14 protein-coding genes are annotated in these 20,585 nt (G+C 55.0%); 5 read left to right on the forward strand and 9 right to left on the reverse strand.

Annotated elements, in window-relative coordinates:
• Positions 1–23 precede the first annotated feature (23 nt).
• The gene (locus tag CEE69_RS23960; RefSeq protein ID WP_099263180.1) at positions 24–950 is read left to right on the forward strand and encodes a GGDEF domain-containing protein; all 927 of its coding nucleotides are present in this window, start codon (positions 24–26) and stop codon (positions 948–950) included.
• Between the two features lie 6 nt (positions 951–956).
• Here the strand turns inward: CEE69_RS23960 and CEE69_RS23965 are convergent, their stop codons facing one another.
• From CEE69_RS23965 to CEE69_RS23980, 4 genes are read right to left on the reverse strand one after another with little or no spacing between them, the layout of a single operon-like run.
• Positions 957–2,381, reverse strand: coding sequence for a sugar porter family MFS transporter (locus tag CEE69_RS23965; RefSeq protein WP_261341360.1), 1,425 nt, complete (start codon positions 2,379–2,381; stop codon positions 957–959).
• Positions 2,374–3,831: a proton-conducting transporter transmembrane domain-containing protein gene (locus CEE69_RS23970; RefSeq protein WP_233215576.1), complete on the reverse strand. Its 1,458-nt coding sequence runs from the start codon at positions 3,829–3,831 to the stop codon at positions 2,374–2,376. Before CEE69_RS23970 ends, CEE69_RS23965 begins: the two co-directional genes overlap by 8 nt.
• A 12-nt stretch (positions 3,832–3,843) precedes the next feature.
• Positions 3,844–5,253, reverse strand: coding sequence for a proton-conducting transporter transmembrane domain-containing protein (locus tag CEE69_RS23975; RefSeq protein WP_099263138.1), 1,410 nt, complete (start codon positions 5,251–5,253; stop codon positions 3,844–3,846).
• Positions 5,250–8,507, reverse strand: coding sequence for a DUF2309 domain-containing protein (locus CEE69_RS23980; RefSeq protein ID WP_099263139.1), 3,258 nt, complete (start codon positions 8,505–8,507; stop codon positions 5,250–5,252). Before CEE69_RS23980 ends, CEE69_RS23975 begins: the two co-directional genes overlap by 4 nt.
• A gap of 383 nt (positions 8,508–8,890) precedes the next feature.
• Here CEE69_RS23980 and CEE69_RS23990 point away from each other — a divergent pair, with 383 nt between their 5' ends.
• From CEE69_RS23990 to CEE69_RS24005, 4 genes are all read left to right on the forward strand, one after another.
• The gene (locus tag CEE69_RS23990) at positions 8,891–10,270 is read left to right on the forward strand and encodes a two-component system sensor histidine kinase NtrB (RefSeq protein ID WP_099263141.1); all 1,380 of its coding nucleotides are present in this window, start codon (positions 8,891–8,893) and stop codon (positions 10,268–10,270) included.
• Positions 10,267–11,634, forward strand: a complete 1,368-nt coding sequence (locus tag CEE69_RS23995; RefSeq protein WP_099263142.1) for a sigma-54-dependent transcriptional regulator — start codon at positions 10,267–10,269, stop codon at positions 11,632–11,634. The genes CEE69_RS23990 and CEE69_RS23995 overlap by 4 nt, the downstream gene beginning before the upstream one ends.
• Before the next feature lie 249 nt (positions 11,635–11,883).
• Entirely contained in the window at positions 11,884–13,578 is a 1,695-nt protein-coding gene (locus CEE69_RS24000) for a SulP family inorganic anion transporter (RefSeq protein WP_099263143.1), read from the forward strand.
• Between the two features lie 27 nt (positions 13,579–13,605).
• A complete protein-coding gene (locus tag CEE69_RS24005; protein WP_099263144.1) occupies positions 13,606–13,989 on the forward strand; it encodes a translation initiation factor in 384 nt (127 codons plus the stop codon).
• Here CEE69_RS24005 and CEE69_RS24010 read toward each other — a convergent pair.
• Genes CEE69_RS24010 through CEE69_RS24030 form a run of 5 tightly spaced genes read right to left on the reverse strand, consistent with a single transcriptional unit; the run spans position 13,971 to position 20,543 of the window.
• Positions 13,971–14,654, reverse strand: a complete 684-nt coding sequence (locus tag CEE69_RS24010) for a class I SAM-dependent methyltransferase (protein ID WP_099263145.1) — start codon at positions 14,652–14,654, stop codon at positions 13,971–13,973. The genes CEE69_RS24005 and CEE69_RS24010 overlap by 19 nt on opposite strands.
• Positions 14,655–14,660: 6 nt before the next feature.
• Entirely contained in the window at positions 14,661–15,914 is a 1,254-nt protein-coding gene (locus CEE69_RS24015) for a protein kinase domain-containing protein (protein ID WP_099263146.1), read from the reverse strand.
• Positions 15,911–18,490, reverse strand: a complete 2,580-nt coding sequence (locus CEE69_RS24020; RefSeq protein WP_099263147.1) for a hybrid sensor histidine kinase/response regulator — start codon at positions 18,488–18,490, stop codon at positions 15,911–15,913. Before CEE69_RS24020 ends, CEE69_RS24015 begins: the two co-directional genes overlap by 4 nt.
• A gap of 3 nt (positions 18,491–18,493) precedes the next feature.
• Positions 18,494–18,868: a hypothetical protein gene (locus CEE69_RS24025; protein ID WP_099263148.1), complete on the reverse strand. Its 375-nt coding sequence runs from the start codon at positions 18,866–18,868 to the stop codon at positions 18,494–18,496.
• Positions 18,869–18,881: 13 nt separating this feature from the next.
• Positions 18,882–20,543 (reverse strand): serine/threonine protein kinase, encoded by a 1,662-nt coding sequence (locus CEE69_RS24030; RefSeq protein WP_099263149.1) that lies wholly within the window; start codon positions 20,541–20,543, stop codon positions 18,882–18,884.
• Positions 20,544–20,585: the final 42 nt, after the last annotated feature.

The raw sequence follows: 20,585 nt of genomic DNA on the forward strand, positions 1-20,585 counted from the left end.
ATTTCATGCAACGATCCAAACTCATGCCTATTGAATCACTTCGTTTGTTGTTGGTCGAAGACAACGATTTGGACGCAATGTTCATCACACGGGTGTTTCAACGTTCGACGGTCATCCAAGCCCAGATTGAACGAGCGTCGTCGCTAGGCGAAGCGCTCGAGATGATTGATGAGACTGAATTTGACGTCGTCCTGTTGGACTTGGGATTGCCGGACAGCGATGGACTGCAATCCATTCGCTCGATCCGCGAGAAAGTCACCTCCATTCCGATCGTGGTTCAAACTGGAGACGATCGGGTCGAAACGGGGTTCGCCGCGATCGAAGCGGGGGCGCAAGACTTCTTGTCAAAGAATGACTTGAAGGATCACTTGCTGACTCGTCTGACGATTCATGCAATCTTGAGACAGCGACAGATGTTGGAGCTCCAAGAGGCTTCGCTGCTGGATTCGATGACTGGTATCGCGAATCGTCGTCGATGTGATATTGAATTCAGACGCCGTTTGGAGATGCTTTCCCAAGGCGGTACACCGTTCTGCGTTGCCATCGTCGACATCGATAACTTTAAGTTGATCAATGATTCAGGTGGACATGACTTGGGTGACGAGGTCATTTGTCAGGTCGGTAATGAGCTACGCGACAGATGCCGGCCAGGCGATTTGGTGGCTCGAATCGGCGGCGAAGAGTTCGCGATCATCTTTGCGGACACGACCGTCGACGAACTTGGGAAGCTTCAACAGCGACATCGCCGAGCAATCGAAGCACTGGATTTCCAACGCGAAGGCATCAGTGTGACTGTCAGCATTGGTGGCACATGCGTTCTTTCGTCGGATAACAAACGATCTGCCTTCCGACGTGCCGACTCGGCTTTGTATGCCGCCAAGAAAGGCGGACGCAATCAATGCAAAATTGAAACGGTCGTTCGGCCTGCGATCAACGTTCACATTGCCTGAACTAATTCAGTTGCGAATACCGAGTTTCGCTTCCATCTGTTCCAAAGAGATACCTTTGGTTTCTGGCAGCATCGTGATGACCCAAATTCCTTGCAGGACCATCATGAAGCAGAAGAACCCAAAGATTGCCGCGGGATGAAAAGCGTCGACGACGCTTGGGAAAACCAACGTCAGCAGCGCCGCGAAAATCCAGTGCGTGAAGCTGCCCAGCGACTGCCCCGCGGCACGATGCTCGTTGGGAAAGACTTCTGAAATCAGCACCCAAATCACGGCCCCCTGCCCCATCGCGTGCGCCGCGATGAAGGCGAAGATGCACACCGGAACGATGCTGAATGTTTCCGATTGAAACGCGTACGCGCACGTTCCGAGCGATAGGATGTAACCCGCTGATCCGATCAACAACAACGTGCGACGGCCCAATCGGTCGATCAGATACAAACCAACGAACGTGAAGATCAGGTTGGTCACGCCGATTCCAATCGATTTCAGCAAAGCGGTCTGCTCGCCCATTCCTGCCAACTCAAAAATTCGCGGTGAGAAGTACAGAATCGCATTGATCCCAGAAAGCTGATTGAAGAAGGCAACCAAGAATGCGATTGAAATTGGCGTGAACAATCGCCGGCTCCAAAACGGCTCGGCGGGAGTCAGATCCGACTCGGCACGAACAGAGGCGACGATCTCATCAACCGTTTGTTGGATTTCAGCATCAGATGCTTCTGGACGAAGTCGTTTCAAGACGGAGGTTCCAGCCGCAATGTCTTTCTTGACAGCGATCAACCATCGAGGACTGGATGGCAATTGGAAACACAAGGCAGTGAATATCAAAGCGGGGATCGATTCCACCGCCAACATCCATCGCCACGCGTTTTCGGTTCCATAAGAACCAATCAGATAGTTCGATGCGAATGCGATCAGGATTCCGAAGACGATGTTGAATTGAAACAACCCCGTCAGCGTTCCGCGTTGTTCGGGTGGCGAGATTTCAGAGATGAACAGCGGAGCAGCGACGGTCGAAATTCCGACACCCACACCGCCGATGAATCGGGCGATCATGAACGAGAAAACGTCGGTCGCCAAACCTGACCAGATGGCCGATACCAAGTACAAAATTCCGATCCAGAGCAATGTCGTTTTGCGTCCGAATTTGTCAGTCGGCCAACCGCCGACCAGAGAGCCGATGACGGTTCCCCACAAGGCGGCGCTCAACGCGAGTCCGTGTTGAAAGTCACCCAGTGCCCACAATCCTTGAATGGCTTTCTCCGCTCCGGATATGACAACTGTGTCAAAGCCGAACAGAAAACCCGCCAAGGACGATGTCAGACTCCAAAGGAAAACACGCTGGTTCAATTTCAATTGCCTGATGGTGGAACGTTGACCGCCGGATGCATGCCGTTCGGCCGTCGTTCCAAAGTCTAACAAGACTTCAGTCAGGTATGTTTGCCGCTGCCGCTGCGTGCGGGTGCGGCGTGGGTTCGACCGGCACGTCTTCAATCGACGCGTCGTGACGCAAACGCGTGAGCTCTTTCGCCGCGTGATAGCGAGACGAAATGCCGGGTTGTGGGTACAAGCCACCGCCGAGCAACAAGACCGTCAAAAGCAAGATCGCGAATCGCTCCGCGGGGCGGGCTCGCATCGAGATCAAAGTTCGATTTTCTCTGCCGGTGAAAACGCGAAAGTACGCGAGCAGAACTGCGATTCCGCACAAGGCTGTCGCGATCACCACCATCGTTCCAACGAACGGATAGACCTCCACCGCGCCTTCGATCAGGAGCTCCATTCCCACGAACCCGACAGTCGCCGGAAAACCGATCGAAGCGAGTCCGGTCAACAAGAAAAAACCTGCCAACATCGGCATCTGTGGATAAAGACCATGGAACTCGTCCAGAGAGAACCGCGAGATTCTGGCCTCGATGCATCGCAGCGTGATCCCAAACCCGGTCAACGACATCGCCACTGACAACCACAAACTCAGTGCACCCGTCAAACCAATGGGTGTGACCAATTCCAATCCAACCAGAATCAACGAGGACTGCGATAGCAGCAAGAAACAAAACATTCGCCGGGCATCCGACTGCACCAACGCCATTGCTCCGGCATAGACAGCCGTGAACAACGACAACACAGCGATACTTTGCAATGCCCAGGAAGGAGCAATCGGCAAAACTAAACGCATCACGGCGTACGCGCCCACCAAAGGAGTCGTTTGCAAAATCGCAGTGCCAAAGGTTGCCTTGTCAAACAGATCCGTCATCCACAAGTGCAACGGGAAGATGCCACTGCGAAGCAAACCGGCGGCTGTTAGCAACGCACCCGGAATCAGGATGGCCGACGAACTCGCGTCCACCAACGTCAGTCCTCCGTAGCCGACAATGAGCAGTCCCGCGAACAATCCCATGTGCAGACAATAAATTCGCGAGCATCGTTGCCGCCTTCTCAACTCTAGCAATGGCGGAATGGTGGATGCAATCAGCAATGCGATCAATGCCCATGACGCACGACAGCTGAAGGTCGCCAACACCAACGACTCAGAGATCAACGCCAGTTCCAACGAGAACCGGGGCGCTTTGGTGCGAAGCGTTGATAGCACAATGACCATGAAAATCAAAGCGGCCAACGGCAGCTGGAACGCGCTCAGCTCATCAATCACAAACACATCCGGCGGAAAGATCCAACTCAGGAAGGGCCAGTGATCGTGAGCCTCAAATGCCCCGACCCAGGTGAAGTCGACCAGTTCACCGATGGTGAGCAACAAGGTCACGACGCACACGACAACCGTGTCACGCAGCGCGCGTTCACTATTGCTGCGGAGTTGCAGCCACACTGCTCCGAGTAGTGGAGCGAGAATCGAACACTCGATCCAAGGAAAATGCAGTTCAGACAACGAAGGGATTCCCTAGGCGGCGGTTGAGATATCTTGTGAAGTGTTGTCGTCGAAGCCCGACGAGTCAGTCTCTGTCTTCGCGATGGGTTCCCGTGAAAGGAAACGGGTGATTCGGCCTTCCCATTCGTTGCAGGTTCGGAAGCAACTCACGAAAGGTGCCGCGATCCAGCGGTCCAATGCGATGTCCATGAAGCCTCGATCGAATCCGAATCGATAGCACCAATGCTGGATGGATTGAGGCAACCAACGCACGCCAGACCAAGGTGGTTGTTGCAAACGAGCGCCAATCTTGTTTTCGAGATCGTTGTAGTCGCGAAGCAGCGTCGGTGCACGCAGCAATTGCATGGTTCGCAAAGTCGCGTGTCCCATGATGTGAATGAGCGCGAGGTAACGCAGGCCCAACCCAATCTCAACGACGATGATTCCGACTTGGGTGAGGGACGCAAACGCGAGCGAGGTTTTCACGTCGTTCTGAACTCGGGACATCAACGCGCCCGCAATCGCGGAGATCGTTCCGAGCGACAGCACCATCATCTGCAACGCGAAAGAGGCTTCGATCAAAGGACTGAGCCGAAGCAATAGGTACGCGCCCAAGTGAACCGACAGTGCGCCGTAGAAGATGGCACTCGACGGTGTTGGTCCTTCCATTGCCCGTGGCAGCCAACCGCTGAACGGAAACAAGGCAGATTTTCCCGCCGCACCAATCAATAGCAAAGATCCAACCAGCAAAGCTTGGGAAGACGTTACCGCCGCCGTTCCTTCCGGCCAGATACCCGAGTTCATCAACCCACCAAAATCGCCCTCGCCAACCATGTGGTGCATCGTGATGGAAGCAATCAACAAAGCCGCATCAGAGAGGCGGTAGATCGTCCAAACTCGTTGTCCATTTCGGACCGGGTTTTCGCGTTCGTGGAAGTAAGCGATCAAGAGCGCTGACGACAGACCGACCATCTCCCAGCCAACAAACAACGTTTCGATGGTGCCCGCCAAGGAGGAGAGCACCATCCCGCAATAGAAGATCGCGTAGAACAAAAAGAATCGAGCAAAGCCTTGCTCGCGGTGCAGATACCGCCGAGTGAATTCGCCGACGACGCCACACAAAACGCATGAGAGCATCAGGAAAGGGATGCTCAGCCGATCGAACGTGAACTTCAAATGAAAGTGAAAGGCTTGCTCAGGAATCGTGACCCAGTTTCCAAACTCGATCGGCACATTGCGAATTCCCGTCGCCAACATGGTGATCAGAATTGCAATCGCAGGCAGCAAAGATAGCAGCACGGACGTCTGAGTGAGACGAACAGTTGTCGTTTCGCTAAGCGGTCGATTGAACAGCAGAGCCAGTCCCATCACCGCCAGCAGCAACACGGGGCTGGCGACGACAGCGGTTCCCGATACGTGAAAGAAGATCTCCAACGCGTTCATGCCAAAGCTCCTGCTGCACTCGCGTTGGATTCGGAGGAGTTCATGGGTTGGTCGCTTTCCGGTTCTTGAATGGTTGCAAAGCCAAGGTGGTCTCGTTGGCCTCGATACCAATGCATTGACGATTGCACGGTCGGAAGCTGCATGTCGGAAACCAAGTGCGGTTCGAAGTGTCCATCGACATAGCGTTGGATGGCGGAGGTGGAAGGATCGATGATCGCAAGCTGAACCCAGTTGCCTTCGACCATTCTCCGGATGCCTTCGTTTTCGACGATGATCCGGCTCAGCATCTCCGCAGTGGTCTCGATGACAAACAGAATCCGCATCGGTTCATGAATCTCAACCATTTGTTGCGACAACCCGGGTCTCAAATCGCTGGCCGCACCTGTCATGACGCCAACCATCGACGCCACGTTGTGCGGCAACTTGGATCCGCAACCGTAGCCCTCCACATCAACGGTGGAGAAGTAGTATTCCAAACTGATGCCGCCACAAACCGGAATGGCTGCTTGCAAGATGCGGGTGAGAATGTGTCCGTGTTTATCGTCCACCGCGGGGTCGTATTCCGTGACGAACGCTCTTCGGTCCATGAACAAACCGCGTGACCAATCGCGACGTCCCACTGTCACGAGCGCGTTGGTTGCATGGTTGTATTCCGGTCGGGCTTGCGATAGATCTTCCGCACGTTCTTCGACATGCTCGAGGGCTTCTTGGGGCGTCAAACCCAACGGAGCTGACTCGAATCGACGGGATCGTTCGTGAGCGTTGCGTGCTCGCGTTTCAATGATGTCCGATTCGATCCCTCGGAACAATTCACGATGCGATCGCGGCAATAGATCGAGGTCGTAGTAGTCCACATCGTCATTGCAAGTGTTGTGGTAGGCGCCGACGAAACGGACTTCATCGGGCAATTCGATACCCAGTTGAGAAACGCGCCGGCGGACTCGCGGGTCGTTGGCCATCATCGCGAATGCTCGGGCGTTGGGGCCGCCTCGGCCGCCACTGCATGCTCCGCAGTTGTAGGCGGATTCATGTGGGTTGTTCAGGCTACCGCTGCCATGTCCAAAGAAGACGATGATCGGCGGGAAATCCTTGACCATCCCGATGTCTTGCAGGATGCGAACAACGATTTGAGACATCTCGTCGAGGCTGTATCCCATGGATTCGGGATCGGAACCGGGGTTGTTGCCCAGTCGTTCGAGATGCAGTTCAGTCGCAGGTGGACGAACTAAGCTGCCCATCGACTCACGGATTTGCGATGTCAAACGAGGTGCCAAAATGCGAGCGACCATCGGGACCGTCGCGATGGCACCAAACAACCCCGTGACCCAACCACCGATCAAAGTCCGGGAGTTTTGGTGCACTTGGTGAGCGAACCATCCCAGGCGTCTTCGTCGGACGGCTCGTCGTTCACCCGCCGCCATCGAGGAAAATAGAGGTTCTTCGCGAACGTAGTGTTGCGGTTCGACGATCGCAGGACACAAAGGACGAAAGCTCGCGTGGTCGGCGCCTTGGTAATACATCGCGACGGCAAAGAACCCAGCCGCCGACGCCGTGCGGCACTGCGGAGCGACTTCTTCCAGATGACGACGGAACGATTCTTCGCGATCATCGATGCAAAAAATCGCAGCGTAAGCGGGGCGTTTTGTGGGAGAAGTCAGTTCACGACGACGACCCGAATGAATGGAAATCGCATCGAGAGCTTGATTCGCGTAGTGACGCTCGTAAGCGGCATGCAGCAAGCGACGGCGATCCAGCGACGGAAACGATTCAATCTCAGAGATTAAACAACGCCACTGTGCGGCTGACATGTTCAGCAATTGTTCGGGAGTCCATCCTCCCAATTGAGCCAGTTGAAATACGGTGTGCGTTCGAGAACGAGGCGATGACGAGGACCGAGATGTCGCGGATCTCAAAGCGAGGCGACAGATCTCGCTTGCCGTTTCAACTTTGAACTTCGATTTCCCAAAGTGTTCCACCGCTTGAGTCAGCAAGATCAAACGAATGGCCAAGTACTCATTGAGTGACCTTTTCGGGATTGGGTGCTGCAAGAACGGACTGTTCGTTTCCATCTGCCAAATCATGCCGGCCCAACCTCGCAGTGTGAGCAAACATTCCGACAGGAAACGTTCGCACTCGGCGTTCGGAATGCCAAGCTCGTCGAGTGACTGAGTGATGCTTTGAATCGACTCCCATTCGGCGGACTGAACTTTGCGCAGAGAGGTTTCGATTCCTTTCATCCAGTCCGGACGGATTGCCCATCGGCCTAGGAACAATCCAGCAAATGCCTTGGCAAATCCCTCCTCGCGTTCAGGTAGCGCCCAATCCGCGAATCCCTGGTCGAGGAAGCTGCCGCAGAAGCGAATCAAAACGTCATCGATCTTCGTGTTCAGGTCGACTCCCAGTTCGTTCAGCATCAATTGATGGAACGAATCAACGCTCTCCTCCGCTGGTCGTTGCACTTCCGCTTTCTCAACGCCTTGTTGGCATGCTTCCCACAAGGCGTGCAATACGAACGATTCCCATTGCTGGTCATTCCATTGGTGAATTTTGGATTCGCCTGCTTCTTTCAGTCGATCTCGCAGCGAAGCGGGAAGAGACGAGGTCCGGCTCGACGGACCCGCGGATGCCGCGTCAGAGTTCGCGATCGGTTCCAGGTGACGCATCACCCAACCACGGGTTTGCGTGATCGTTTTTTCGCGATATGGCGTGGGCACTTCGTCCCGAAACCGGTCCAGCAATTTTGTCTCGGCCAGCATCCAACTCAAACCTGATTCAGGCAATGGCTGGAGCTCCGTTTGCAGCATCGACAAACGCAACGTGTAGCGTGTTCCGAACGTCGCCACCAGTTTGTCTGCGTCGTCTTGCAAGTCAGCCATCAAGACTTCGCGAAGGTCTTCACGACTGATGCGACCTCGCAAGAGTTCTTCGTGATAACGTTCTTCGCTGAGGTAAGGCTCGCAACCAAAACGACGTCCACCTTCAATCACGGCTTCTTCAAATGGCAGGTCCTCGAAGGCGTGCAATGTGTTGTGGTGAACGAACACCGAGATCGGTCCTTGCGCCGGCAGGAAGTGACGCGCGTGCTCGATCGCTTGCACGACATCCGCTTCTTGGTGCTTGGCGTTTGGTTGCGTTTCTTCGTGGGATTCCGAATGCGTTGAGTCGCCGGTGTATTGCGTTTTGGTATTTGGTTCGTGACCTTCGTTGGGTGTGCTGCCGGACGCGATGGAGTCGGGCGAAGTGGGGTGATTCATGCGTGGTACATCTGGCCGGCAGGCGTTGCACGCGAAATCCAAACCTGAGAACCAAGAAAGGCGGGCAGAAAACAAATTTGCCGAATGACCAAGAGGGCCACGTCATGCATGCAGGTTCCTGGCACCTTTTTGCGAGAGTTCTGGTGGCGTGCCTGAGAAAACAGAAGTTCGTTTCAAAAGCACGTGTTGTGCCAAGGGCGGTTCTGGGTGAAAACGAACGTGGCTTGCGAGCTGGAACAGCGGTAAAGACGATGTTTTTGACCGCCTGCCATTTTCGCTGACTTCCGATTCTGTGCTTTGGTGTGCAGGATTTTGCACGCATCTTCTGCAACTCCTTGCACGATCACCGCGAATGAACCTGTCCTTTCAACCACGCGATCTCGATGTTTGACAATCACGATGGACCAAGCGTCCGGCGGTTCGCGGCTGTGCTGGCGTTGTTGAGTTTGACAGCGTTCGCGGTCACCGCATCGATGCTGTACCACGTGCATCATGAGCAAGAAATCTTTGCCAAGCTGACCGAGCACTTGCCAAAAAGTGATCTCGAGGCGGCTCGTGAATTGTCGGGCGAACTCAGTTTGCAGGGTGGGTTGTCGGTGCTGTTGGGGCTGAACACCATCGGAACCGCTATGGCGTTCGCGTGGGTCGTGCGAGGTTACCTCACCAGCGAACGAACTCTCGAAGACGTCAAAGTCTATTCCGCGGACGTGCTGGCCAGCATGGACGCGGGCGTGATCACGACCGATCGCAACGGACGGATGACCAGCATCAATCCCAGCGGACAACAACTGGTCAGCTGCGACAACGAACAGCTCGGACGAACCTTGGAATCGCTGGGAAAGCGTCACGCTCTACTGACCGAAATTCGCGAGGATGTCGCGACTTATCACCACCCCATCCGTGATCGCGATTACAACCTCGACAACCAAGGCCACCGTCAAACATTGCGAGCGGGTTGCACGTTGCTGAGAAATCGGCGGGGCGAGGAAATCGGCACGGTGCTGCACGTGCGTGATGTTTCGGAACGAGCGTTGATGGAAGAACGTCTCCGCCGCATGGAACGCTACATGGGGTTGGGGTCGCTCGCCGCTGGATTGCAACATGAAATCAAGAACCCCCTCAGCGCTCTTTCTCTGCACATCCAGCTGCTTTGCGAACGTTTGGAAACCACGACGCAAGACGCTGAGGTCGATGAGTTGTTGGATGTCTTGCACACGGAAGTTCACCGCATCAATGAAGTCTTGGATGGGTTCCGCAACTACGCTTCAACGAACCAAGTCGGTCGCACGTCCGTGGACGTTGCAATTCTGATTGAACGATTGGTGCGGTTGCTGCGTCCGCAAGCCGAGCAGCAATCCGTGAAGCTGGATGTTCAGCTGCCCGCTGAAATGGTTGGGTTAGTTCAAGGCGATTCCGTTGGGCTCGAACAAGTCCTTCTAAACTTGGCGCTCAATGGAATGGCTGCGATGACTGACGGAGGGAAGCTGACTTTCCGGCTCAGTCGTCACGACGAATTTGTTCGAATTGATGTGCGAGACGAGGGCAATGGAATTCCCGAGGAAATTCGGTCACAGATCTTCGATCCTTACTTCACCACACGCAACAACGGCACTGGCATGGGGTTGGCTCTGTGTGACAAAATCGTTCGCCAGCACGATGGTAGCATTGATTTTCGGGTGATCGAGAACAACACATCCGACTCCGAGCATTCCGTTTTGGGTACCGAGTTCACGGTCCTTCTTCCCCTGAGTCAACCAGCATGAACGGCAGCGATTTTTCGGTCCTGATCGTCGATGACGAACCCAATATTCGGTCGGGCCTTCAAAAAGGATTGGTCAACGAAGCAGATCGAATCGAAACAGCAGCCGACGCGGAAGAAGGCTTGGCAACGTTCGAATCTGGCGTTTTTCAGTTGGTGATCGCCGACGTTCGATTGGGCGGTGGCATGGACGGCATCGAATTGCTCGGGCGAATGCGGCACATCGATCCGGAGGTGTCGGTCATCGTCATCACTGCACACGGCACGGTTGAAACCGCCGTCGATGCAATGCGTGCCGGAGCGTTCGACTTTATCTCCAAACCGCTGGACCTGAACCTGGTTCGGCAACAGGTTCGCAAGGCCCGCGAACACCGAGAGCTGCGACAGGAAAACCAATCGCTGCGGACTCGATTGGCCGACGCCGGTGAGTTGTCCAATATCATCGGGCAATGCGCGGCCATGCAGGATGTGTTTCATCAAATTCGCCAAGTCGCCGCGACGGAAGCTACCGTGATGATTCAAGGCGAAAGCGGATCGGGCAAAGAGCTTGTCGCTCGGGCGCTGCATGACCTGAGCGGCCGAAGCGGCGGACCGTTTGTAGCCGTCAACTTGGGAGCGATGCCGGAAACACTTCTCGAGAGCGAACTGTTCGGTCACGAGAAAGGTTCGTTTAGCGGTGCTTCACGACAGAAGCCAGGATGCTTTGAACAGGCGGCCGGTGGGACGCTGTTTCTCGATGAAGTCACCGAGATGTCGGCAAAGAGCCAAGTCGACTTACTGCGAGTGTTGGAGTCACGTCGCTTCACACGAGTCGGCGGAGAGAAGTTGTTGGAAACTGATGTGCGTGTGGTTTCCGCGACCAACAAATCGGTGCCGGAGCTGATCCAAGACGGAAGCTTTCGCGAAGATCTTTATTACCGGTTGAATGTCATTCCGATTGAAGTGCCGTCGCTTCGTCAGCGTCGCGATGACATCCCGTTGTTGATCGAACACTTCTTGCAGCACTTCTGTACTCGTCACCGTCGGCCGATGAAGCAGATCACTCCCGACGCGATGCGCGTGCTGGTCGGTGCGCAGTGGCCGGGCAATGTTCGGCAGCTTCGTAACTTGGTCGAGCGATTGGTGGTGACGCACACGGGCGACGTGATCGACTCGAACGAACTGCCCACCGATCTGCAGTCGACGATCCCGGGCAGCGGGAAGAATGTGTTGCCTGCTTCGCTGAGTGAAGCGGTCGAAAACTGCGAACGCGAGATGATCTCGGCGGTTTTGGCCGAGTGTGATTTCCATCGCGAAAACACGGCGAAACGGCTTGGCGTCAGCGTTCGGACGCTGCACTACAAAATGGGTCGCTACGGTTTGCATTGACCCTGCAAATCTTTGCACGTTTCACGCAATCGCTTGCACGATCCCTTCGCGGATACTTCTGAAGCGTGGCGTTGCTTCGATTTTTCTAGAAAATGCAGCGGGGTTTCACGCTGTAAATCGCGGTGAAAACGAGCGGTTTGCGGTTTCGGCACCCAAGTGAAAAATCGCCTTGGTACGACGCATGCTTCCGAGTGGGCTGACCTCTGCAATTGCATTGGTTTTCACCCAATTCGCGCAGCCGACTCCACTATGAATGCACCTTTGGAATCCTCGACCGCCGGCACTGACGCACCACCCCGGGGCGACGTCAGTGGATTCAAGCGTTTTCTGAAAGACGACCTGATTGCGGGTGGATTGGTGTTCTTGATCGCCCTGCCTCTGTGTTTGGGCATCTCGCTCGCGTCTGGATTCCCGGCCATTGCGGGTGTGTTCACCGCAATCGTTGGCTCAATCCTGACGACGTTCTTGAGCAACAGTGAGCTGACGATCAAAGGCCCCGCAGCGGGGATGATTGTGATCGTGCTTGGTGCAGTCAATAGCTTTGGCTACACAGCGGGCGTGGACCCCGTGGCTGACATGCAAGCCTACCAAATGGCACTCGCCGTTGGTGTCGTGGCTGGATTGGTTCAGGTCGCATTCGGGTTGCTGCGAGCCGGCATCCTCGGCGACTTCTTCCCAACCGCGGCGGTGCACGGAATGTTGGCGGCGATCGGTGTCATCATCATGGTCAAGCAGTTGCCCATCGTTGTGGGGCAATCAGCCAGCGGAGAACCGTTGGAAATCTTGCAAGAACTGCCACACCTTCTGATGAACGCGAATCCAGAGATCGCTTTGATTGGTGGCGTGTCGTTGTTGATCTTGTTTGGTTTGGCTTTTTTGAAGAGTCGTACCAACGGCAGTTTCATCAGCAAGGTTCCGGGCCCGTTGGTGGTTTTGCTGGTCGCAATCCCGATGGGGATGGCGATGAATCTATCCAGCGACCACACGTACACTTTGATGGGCAAAGAGTTCGCTGTCGGTGAAAGCGATTTGGTCACGGTTCCCTTCAATTTGTTTGGCGCGATCACGTTCCCTGACTTTGGTGTGTTTCTCAACAGCGAGACTTTGCCCGCTGCGTTAGGGTGGGTGTTGATGTTTGCTCTGATTGGTTCGCTGGAATCGTTGCTCAGTGCCAAAGCCGTCGACATGTTGGATCCTTACAAACGAAAAACCAACTTGGACCGAGACTTGCGGGCGGTGGGTGTCGCGAACATGGCCGCGTCGTTGATCGGCGGTTTGCCAATGATCTCAGAGATCGTTCGCAGCAAAGCGAATATCGACAACCAAGCGAAAACACGATTTGCCAACATGTGGCATGGTGTCTTTCTGCTCGGCTTCGTTGCTTTGTTGCCAGGGTTGATTCACAACATTCCTCGCGCCGCTTTGGCCGCGATGCTGGTCTTCACTGGATTTCGTTTGGCATCGCCCAATGAGTTCCGAAGCGTGTACCGGGTTGGCCGCGAACAATTGATCATCTTCGCAACGACCTTGGTGGCGGTTCTCGCGACCGATTTGCTGATCGGAATTGGAATCGGTATCGGTACCAAATTCGCGATTCACATGATCAACGGTGTTCCAATTCGATCACTGTTTGTGCCAAAGCTGGAATTTGACGAATCCTCGGAAACCGAAGTCAGTGTTCATGCAACCGAGTCGGCCGTGTTCAGCAACTGGATTGGTTTTCGCCGTCGCGTGGTGGAAAAGAGTCTGAAACAGGGCAAGAGCTGCACCGTCGATTTCAGCGATGCTCACCTGATCGATCACAGCGTGATGGAAAAATTGCACGAACTTGAAGGCGAATTCGCTCGCGAAGGGATTGAATTGAACGTCGTTGGGATGGATCATCACCAACCGTTCTCACGACATCCGATGGCTGCTCGAAAGCGATCGCTCGTGAATCATTGAGTTCGCCCCTTTGCTACCTCCGACATCATGACGCGTCTTTTCGCGGGAACACCGTTCGACATTCCACCAACCTGCGATTTGTGTGGGCAGAAGGAAACTGAGTGCAACTGCACGCCGCAGCAAAAGGCGGAAGCCGAGGCGAAACAGCAGCGTGAAGCTGATCGGCTGCCTCCGGAAAAGCAAACCGCTCGCGTTCGATTGGACCGGCGAAAGGGCGGCCGGACCGTCACCTTGGTCGAAGGCCTGACATCCCGTGCAAATGATTTACCCGATTTGCTTGGGAAATTGCAATCCGCGTGCGGGGCCGGTGGGACGGTGAAAAAGACGGACGATCTGATCGAATTGCAAGGCGACCATATGGAACGCGTGCGGCAGAAACTTGGCGAGATCGGCTACCGACTCAAAAAGTGATCGGATGACATCAGTCGTTGGATCAGGTCCAACCTCTTCCGGCTCGATGGAGTGAGATTCTGCTTGGTTTGTAGATAGCGTTGCTCTTCCGACAATCGTTGCAGCAGTTCGTTGTCGTTTCGGAGCAGAAACCAGGGGCCGAACATCAGGCCCATGGGCTCATCCAAGCCAGCATCTACCAGTTGTTGATAGACCGGATCGGGATTTGATGTCGACCGCGCAAGAACCAGGACTTCGAAACGACGCGTGCCCGTTGTGCTCTTTTCATCTGTCAGCCAGTAGCCGTTGCTTCGTGCCCATTGTCGAACCAAATCGATGGCTTTGTTCGGTTGCAGTACAAGTTGCTCCGGCAACCGGTTTGGATGCTCGCATAGAATGCGAACAATGGATTGGCCGCCCATTCCGCAGATGCTGAGCGAATCGATTTCATTTTCGTGAATGACATCGAGACCATCGCCGAGCCGAATGTCCGCGTTCAGCCTTTCCAAAGTGGCGGATGAATTTCGGTGCGGTTGCGGTTTATTCTCGACTGCGATGCCGCGTTGGATCCTTCCAGACGCCAACAACGCGGCCAGCAAGTGACCGTGATCTGAACCGATGTCCGCGTGGATTTGTCCTCGGATTTCCGACGCCACCAGTTTCAGTCGAGCGTCAAGTCGAGGCATGACAGATCAAAGATTCTGGATTCGCGAGGCGGCGCGATCGTTGAGGAAGCCGCGAAGTTCTTGAGCCAGTTGTCCCGCGGATTGCGGTCGCTCTTCGGGATCGTCGGACAGGCATCGAGACAGAATGGATTCGAGTTTCGGGTTGAACTTGGGATTGATTTCGGTCGCGGGTTGCGGATCCGTGTTGGCAATCGCGTCAATGGTTTCTTCACGGCTGAGCGACAACGCCCCGTGCGGGTGTTCACGCAGTAGAAACAGATAGAGCATCGTCCCAACCGCGTAAAGGTCCGACCGATGGTCCACGCTGCTAGCGTCACCGCGGGCTTGTTCCGGCGACATATAGAGCGGTGTTCCCAGGACCGCCCCATCGTGGGTGCTGCTGGCTGACACGGGTGACTTTGTTCGGAACATGGATTTGCTCAACCCAAAGTCGACCAGTTTGGGTTGCCCATCGGAACCTACCATGATGTTGGATGGTTTGACGTCACGATGGATCACGCCGTGATCATGAGCGTGTTGCAAAGCATCGCAAACCAATGCCATCATTTCAATGATGCGAGTCGCTCGTGGTGATTCCGTTGCGATATAGTTCGCCAGAGATTCGCCGTCGATCAATTCCATCGCGTAGTACGCCAAGTCGCGTTCCAAGTGACTGGCGTAGATCGTCGCGATGCCCGGATGGTCCATCTTCCGCATCACTTGGATTTCGCGTGCAAATCGCTCAAAAACCAAGTCGGTCGCGAGATCCGCACGAATGATTTTGATTGCGGCCGGTTTGCCAGACGGACGATGCACACCTTTCCAGACAGTTGCGAAGGCACCTCGCCCGATCAAATGTTCGACGTCGAAACCTTCGATTTGAGGTTTCGTCCATTTCATCGGCGGCACGGCTTCGATGATTCGTCGCGCTGCGGTCAAGCGACTTTTCAGCAGCGGTGCGACTATCGGTTTGGTCAAGTAATCGTCCGCACCCGCATCCAAACCCTGGATCATGTCTTCGTCGCGATCGCGACTGGTCAAAAGAATGATGTAGGTGAACGGGTTCTCCGGATCCTGTTTGATCCGGCGACAAATTTCGACTCCTTCCATGCCGGGCATCAACCAATCGAGCAACGCCAACCGAGGTGGGTCGTCGGATTGCAGAAGCTCGTAGGCTTCATTGCCATCGGATGCCAGTTCGATTCGGTAGCCCCAGTTTTCGACTGCAGCCGAAATCAGATTTCGCCAAACCGGATTGTCGTCAGCGATGAGCAATTTCATGGTGTGTCGTTTCCGGGGTTGTCGTTTCCGGAAGAAGAACGCAAAAAATTCTTGAGTTCAGTTTGAGCCAAATCGAAGGCACTGACGAGTGCTTTCATTTCATTGTCGATAAATTGTGACATCTCTTCTTTAGACGTTTCCCCAGAAGAAATGGTTTCCATCCTGTCAGCGATTTCTCTCGCCCGGGTGGCTCCGATCGCCGACGCGGTTCCTTTCAAAGTATGTGCAGCCCGAGCGATTTGATCTGATTTGCCTGTTTCGATTGCTTTACGGAGTTGCTCCAATTGTGGCGGTAACTCATCGGCGATGGTTTGGGCCAGCATTGCGAGCACCTGCGGGTCACCACCAACGTTGTGGAGAATGATCTTGCGATCCAGTGGTAGCGACGATGCATGGTCGACACCGGTGGAACGCGTCTCGATTGTTTGGCGAGGCGAACAAACCAGGTCATCTTGATCGTTGGATCCATGGGCCTCGAAAGATTCGATCGTTTCAAACAACAGTTCAGGCGGATAGGGCTTGGTCAGGCAATCATTCATCCCCGCGTCCAAACAACGCTGACGGTCTTCTTTCATGGCGTGTGCGGTCAACGCAACGACCGGAACCTCGCAGGCGGGCGACGGCAGATCGTTGCGAATGATTTGGGTGGCGGTCAAACCATCGATCTCTGGCATCTGCACGTCCATGAGAACCAAGTCAAACCAATGCAATCGCAGCTGCTCGATCGCGTCTCTCGCGTTGGAAACGGAGGTCACATGGTGTCCACGTGATCGCAACATCGTTTCTGCGACGGTGCGGTTGATGACTCCATCCTCAACCAGCAATAGCTCACGCGGTTGTTCGCAGTGGCCGAAAGAGTCGGTCGAAGCTTCGCGAGGTTGAGTTTTCTCAATGTCGTAGGATGCCAATCCATTGGTCGTCCGCAATGGAATGTCAAAGCGAAAGCTGCTGCCTTCATCTGGGACACTGCTGACTTGAAGCAGGCCACCCATCAATTCGACCAGTTGGGAACTGATGGACAAGCCCAGGCCGGTACCGCCGAAACGACGTGTTGTGGTTGAGTCTCCTTGGGTGAACGCTTCGAAGATGTTGGCTTGTTGTTGTTCTGTCATCCCGATACCGGTGTCGGTGATCGTGAAGACAATGCGTGAACCTTTTGAGTCTGACGTGTCCAAGATCGTTGCGTCTTGTGAGTCGTTTTCGACGGTGACCGTGACCCGGCCGCGCTCGGTGAATTTCAGGGCGTTTCCGACGAGATTGATCAGGACTTGGCGAAGTCGCGTGGGATCACCGATGATGACCTCGGGCACGCCAACGGGTGGCTGGAATTGGAGGTCGACTTTCTCATTCTTGAGATTTACAACCGCGTGCATGGTTTGACTGAGAAGGTCTTTCAATTCGAACGGGACTGATTCCAAAGTCATCTGACCGGAATCGACCTTGGAGAAGTCGAGGATATCGTTCAGGACGGTGAGCAGACCCGTCGCCGATGTCTGAATCATGTGCATGTAGTGGCGTTGTTTCTCATCGAGCGAACTGCGGGTCATCAGCTCGGTGGTGCCCAGGATTCCGTGCATCGGGGTCCGGATTTCATGGCTCATGTTGGCCAAGAACTGGTTCTTGATGACGGCCGCTTGTCGAGCCTGCGAGGCGGCACGCGTGGCCAAATCGCGTTGGTCTTCAAGCTGCGCGCTGCTGCGTTGCTGAGCCAGGATGCCAGCTTTCAACATGCCGATGCTGGCGACGGCACCTAGGAACAATGTGATGATCATTGAGACTACGCCCATGGAGCCTAGCCGTGCCAGGACAATCGAATTGACATAGTTCTCCGCTGGGAAATCGACTCCAACCAATGCTTCGACATTCCCGTCGGAATCAAACATGGGCGCGTAGGCAGAAACCCATATACCCCATCGGTCTTGGCTGGGTTGATTGGCGAAAGTGGTTGCCCCAAGGAAGGACTGCTCGATTTGTTCGACACTGCTGTCGTTGAAAATCTCTCCAATCTCAGTGCGACTTTCACGGTTGCCTTCGATGATTCCATCGCCGCTGTAATCTGTTTCAGAGTCGACGATGATTTTGAATGGGTGACCATTTTCGTCTTCTGACCGCGAATGATCCGCCAATTCTTCATCGGCGAGCCGCCGCATGGTGTAGATATCTGAGACTTGCGGGTTGACCGACAACCAACGTTTTTGTGCGTTGATCATTTGAAGGTAGTTCGGATCGTCCGGCGCGGTGCCTTCGTTGATTTCCGCGTGACCAAGTTGCTGCAATTCGGCAGCGTAAGTTGGCGCAATGCCGAACACTTGTTGCCGCAATCGGGAACGCTGGATTCGGTCAGCGACTTCCACCGCGATGAACCCACCGATCAGCAACAGCAAAAGGATGCAGAACGACAACTTCGCTCGCAGACCGGCTCCGATGGTCTCCGAAGCGTCGGATGAATCCGGGGGCGATGGCGAGGCCGGCGGCATGGCGCGGCGCACGCGAGAGAGGATGTAGGCATGGCCTACCAAGAACACGATGGTGAACAAAGCGTAGTCGATTCTGTATTCGTACCACGCTTGCCACATCGATCAGTTGCCTCGGGCGGGGTCGAGCGTGCGGAGTACCAACATGCCGACTCCGACGAAGAGTGCGATTGTGTAAATCAGCACAACGACTGACCAAAGGACGCGTTGCCAAGAAACGAAGTTTGGGTTCCGCCACAGCAGTGGGATCCCAAAGGCGCCCGTCACAAAAAAGAGGACGGCCAAGGTTGCGACCGGACGGTTGGACCACTGCTCCGAATCGTTGTTGTCGGTGTCATTCAAATACGCCGGTGCAACCGTTCCCGGTTGAATCACGATCGAACGATATGCATCGCCCAAACCGATGCCGGACTCCTGCACCGCCGGTTCAGCACCTTCGTTCAGTGAGGGAGTTTCCAGGTTAACATCGGCGGAAGTCATCCAGACGATCTCGCTAAGGAAGTTGGTCGACAGAGGAACCGGCGGAGGTTTCCGCCAATCGGTTTTGCGCGGTGGCAACGAGCGGTTCGACCGCCGCATTGGACCCGTACAATTCTTCGATGCTGTACCAAATTTTGCGTGCCGCGATCGTCCGTCCTTCAACGAACATTCGATCGGCTTCTTTCAAGCGGTCCGTGATGATCCGGGCGGCTTCGGTTCGGTCGGTGTCTGCCTGCGAGATTTGTGCGATGCGGCTGCGGGCGAGATTGACCAGCGGTTTGTACTGTTCTTCGTCACCGAGCACCGTGATCATCGACTGATACTTGTCGACTGCGGTTGCATTGTCGCCGAATGTTTCGAACCGCATGGCTTCAGCGACGAGACGTTCGGCTTCGTTTTTGAGTGGCAGGTTTCGATTCATCTTGACCGTCAATGCGTGCTCCGCCTCCACCATCCGCACACGGTCAATTTGTTCGGCGGCCCATTCTGAGTGTTCTCCCTCAGGGAACTGAGCCAACATGGGTTCGAGGTAGCTGATACGAGCTTGAGACATGGACGAGCGAGTGTCTTGGGCAAGCAGTTCTTCCGCCTCGTTTCGCATTTTGGATTCGTTCATTGGCCAAGCAATCCACACCAGGATGCCAATCAACAGGGCCAGAATCGGCAGCAACACCAACGCTTGATCGTGCCACGGTGTCGCATCTGGAATCGCATCGACTTCGGCGGCGACTTCTTTCCGCCCCAACAGCTTGCGTGCTTCCTTGCGATCCGCGTCGTCGGTCACCGACAACGGGCTGAAACCACTGGAGGCATGTTCGGCGACTCCACTGCGAGACATGGCGCGCTTGCGAACCTCGGCCAACTGCAGTTTCACCGCGGCGGCGGACACCGGGCGTTGGCCAGGATCTTTGTTGAGCAACTGCATCACCAGCCGATCCATCCACACCGGACATTCCATCACGGTGGACGCCACCGAAGTTGGTGATTGATACTTCAGGTTGCTGGTGACTTCTTGAACGGTGGATCCCGTGATCGGCGGAGCACCCGTGAGCGCTTCGTACAACAACGCACCAAACAGATAGAGATCTGTACGGGCCGTCACCGGATCGTTTTGCGTGGGGGCTTCGGGTGCCGAACGCATCATTTGGTCGATCGAAGGCGGCCGCGAAAAATGGTAGGGGCCACTTCGAAATGGAGGCGTTCCGTCAACGTCGCGAATGTCGATCAGTACGGGACTCAACCCAGCAATGATGACTTTGTCAGGGGTGATCCGACCGTGAACGATGTCGCGATCATGCAGATACATCAATGCATCGATCAAGGGTTCGGCCAATTCCAAAACCGACTCCCACGGCAGTCGGCCGCGTCGCTGGATCTCTTCCGCCAAAGTGGATCCGTCGACCAATTCATGAGCCAGGTAGGCTTCCGATTCTTCGAAACCGCCGCCATAGCATTTGACGATTGCCGGATGATCAAGCCGTTTCAGGCGATCCCATTCTTCCGCGAACGCTTGTCGCGATTCCTGTGTTCCGCCGAACGGCATTTGAAAGACGCGAACGGCCACCGCTTTTCGCATTTTGATGTGCACGGCACGCCAAACACGCGCGTCCCTCGCCGCTGGGTCGGGACCCAGCGGGGATTCAATGGCGAGCGGACCGAGACGACTGCGAGGCATGTGGCAAAGAAAGAAAACGGAATGAAAAAAGCACCTTCTCTA

This window comes from Rhodopirellula bahusiensis (assembly GCF_002727185.1).
GTDB lineage: Bacteria > Planctomycetota > Planctomycetia > Pirellulales > Pirellulaceae > Rhodopirellula > Rhodopirellula bahusiensis.

Coding starts and splice junctions, on each gene's coding strand:
- CEE69_RS23960 (WP_099263180.1), top strand. CDS start 24: ATGCCTATTGAATCACTTCGTTTGTTGTTGGTCGAAGACAACGATTTG.
- CEE69_RS23975 (WP_099263138.1), bottom strand. CDS start 5,253: ATGAACGCGTTGGAGATCTTCTTTCACGTATCGGGAACCGCTGTCGTC.
- CEE69_RS23980 (WP_099263139.1), bottom strand. CDS start 8,507: ATGAATCACCCCACTTCGCCCGACTCCATCGCGTCCGGCAGCACACCC.
- CEE69_RS23990 (WP_099263141.1), top strand. CDS start 8,891: ATGTTTGACAATCACGATGGACCAAGCGTCCGGCGGTTCGCGGCTGTG.
- CEE69_RS23995 (WP_099263142.1), top strand. CDS start 10,267: ATGAACGGCAGCGATTTTTCGGTCCTGATCGTCGATGACGAACCCAAT.
- CEE69_RS24000 (WP_099263143.1), top strand. CDS start 11,884: ATGAATGCACCTTTGGAATCCTCGACCGCCGGCACTGACGCACCACCC.
- CEE69_RS24005 (WP_099263144.1), top strand. CDS start 13,606: ATGACGCGTCTTTTCGCGGGAACACCGTTCGACATTCCACCAACCTGC.
- CEE69_RS24010 (WP_099263145.1), bottom strand. CDS start 14,654: ATGCCTCGACTTGACGCTCGACTGAAACTGGTGGCGTCGGAAATCCGA.
- CEE69_RS24015 (WP_099263146.1), bottom strand. CDS start 15,914: ATGAAATTGCTCATCGCTGACGACAATCCGGTTTGGCGAAATCTGATT.
- CEE69_RS24020 (WP_099263147.1), bottom strand. CDS start 18,490: ATGTGGCAAGCGTGGTACGAATACAGAATCGACTACGCTTTGTTCACC.
- CEE69_RS24025 (WP_099263148.1), bottom strand. CDS start 18,868: ATGACTTCCGCCGATGTTAACCTGGAAACTCCCTCACTGAACGAAGGT.
- CEE69_RS24030 (WP_099263149.1), bottom strand. CDS start 20,543: ATGCCTCGCAGTCGTCTCGGTCCGCTCGCCATTGAATCCCCGCTGGGT.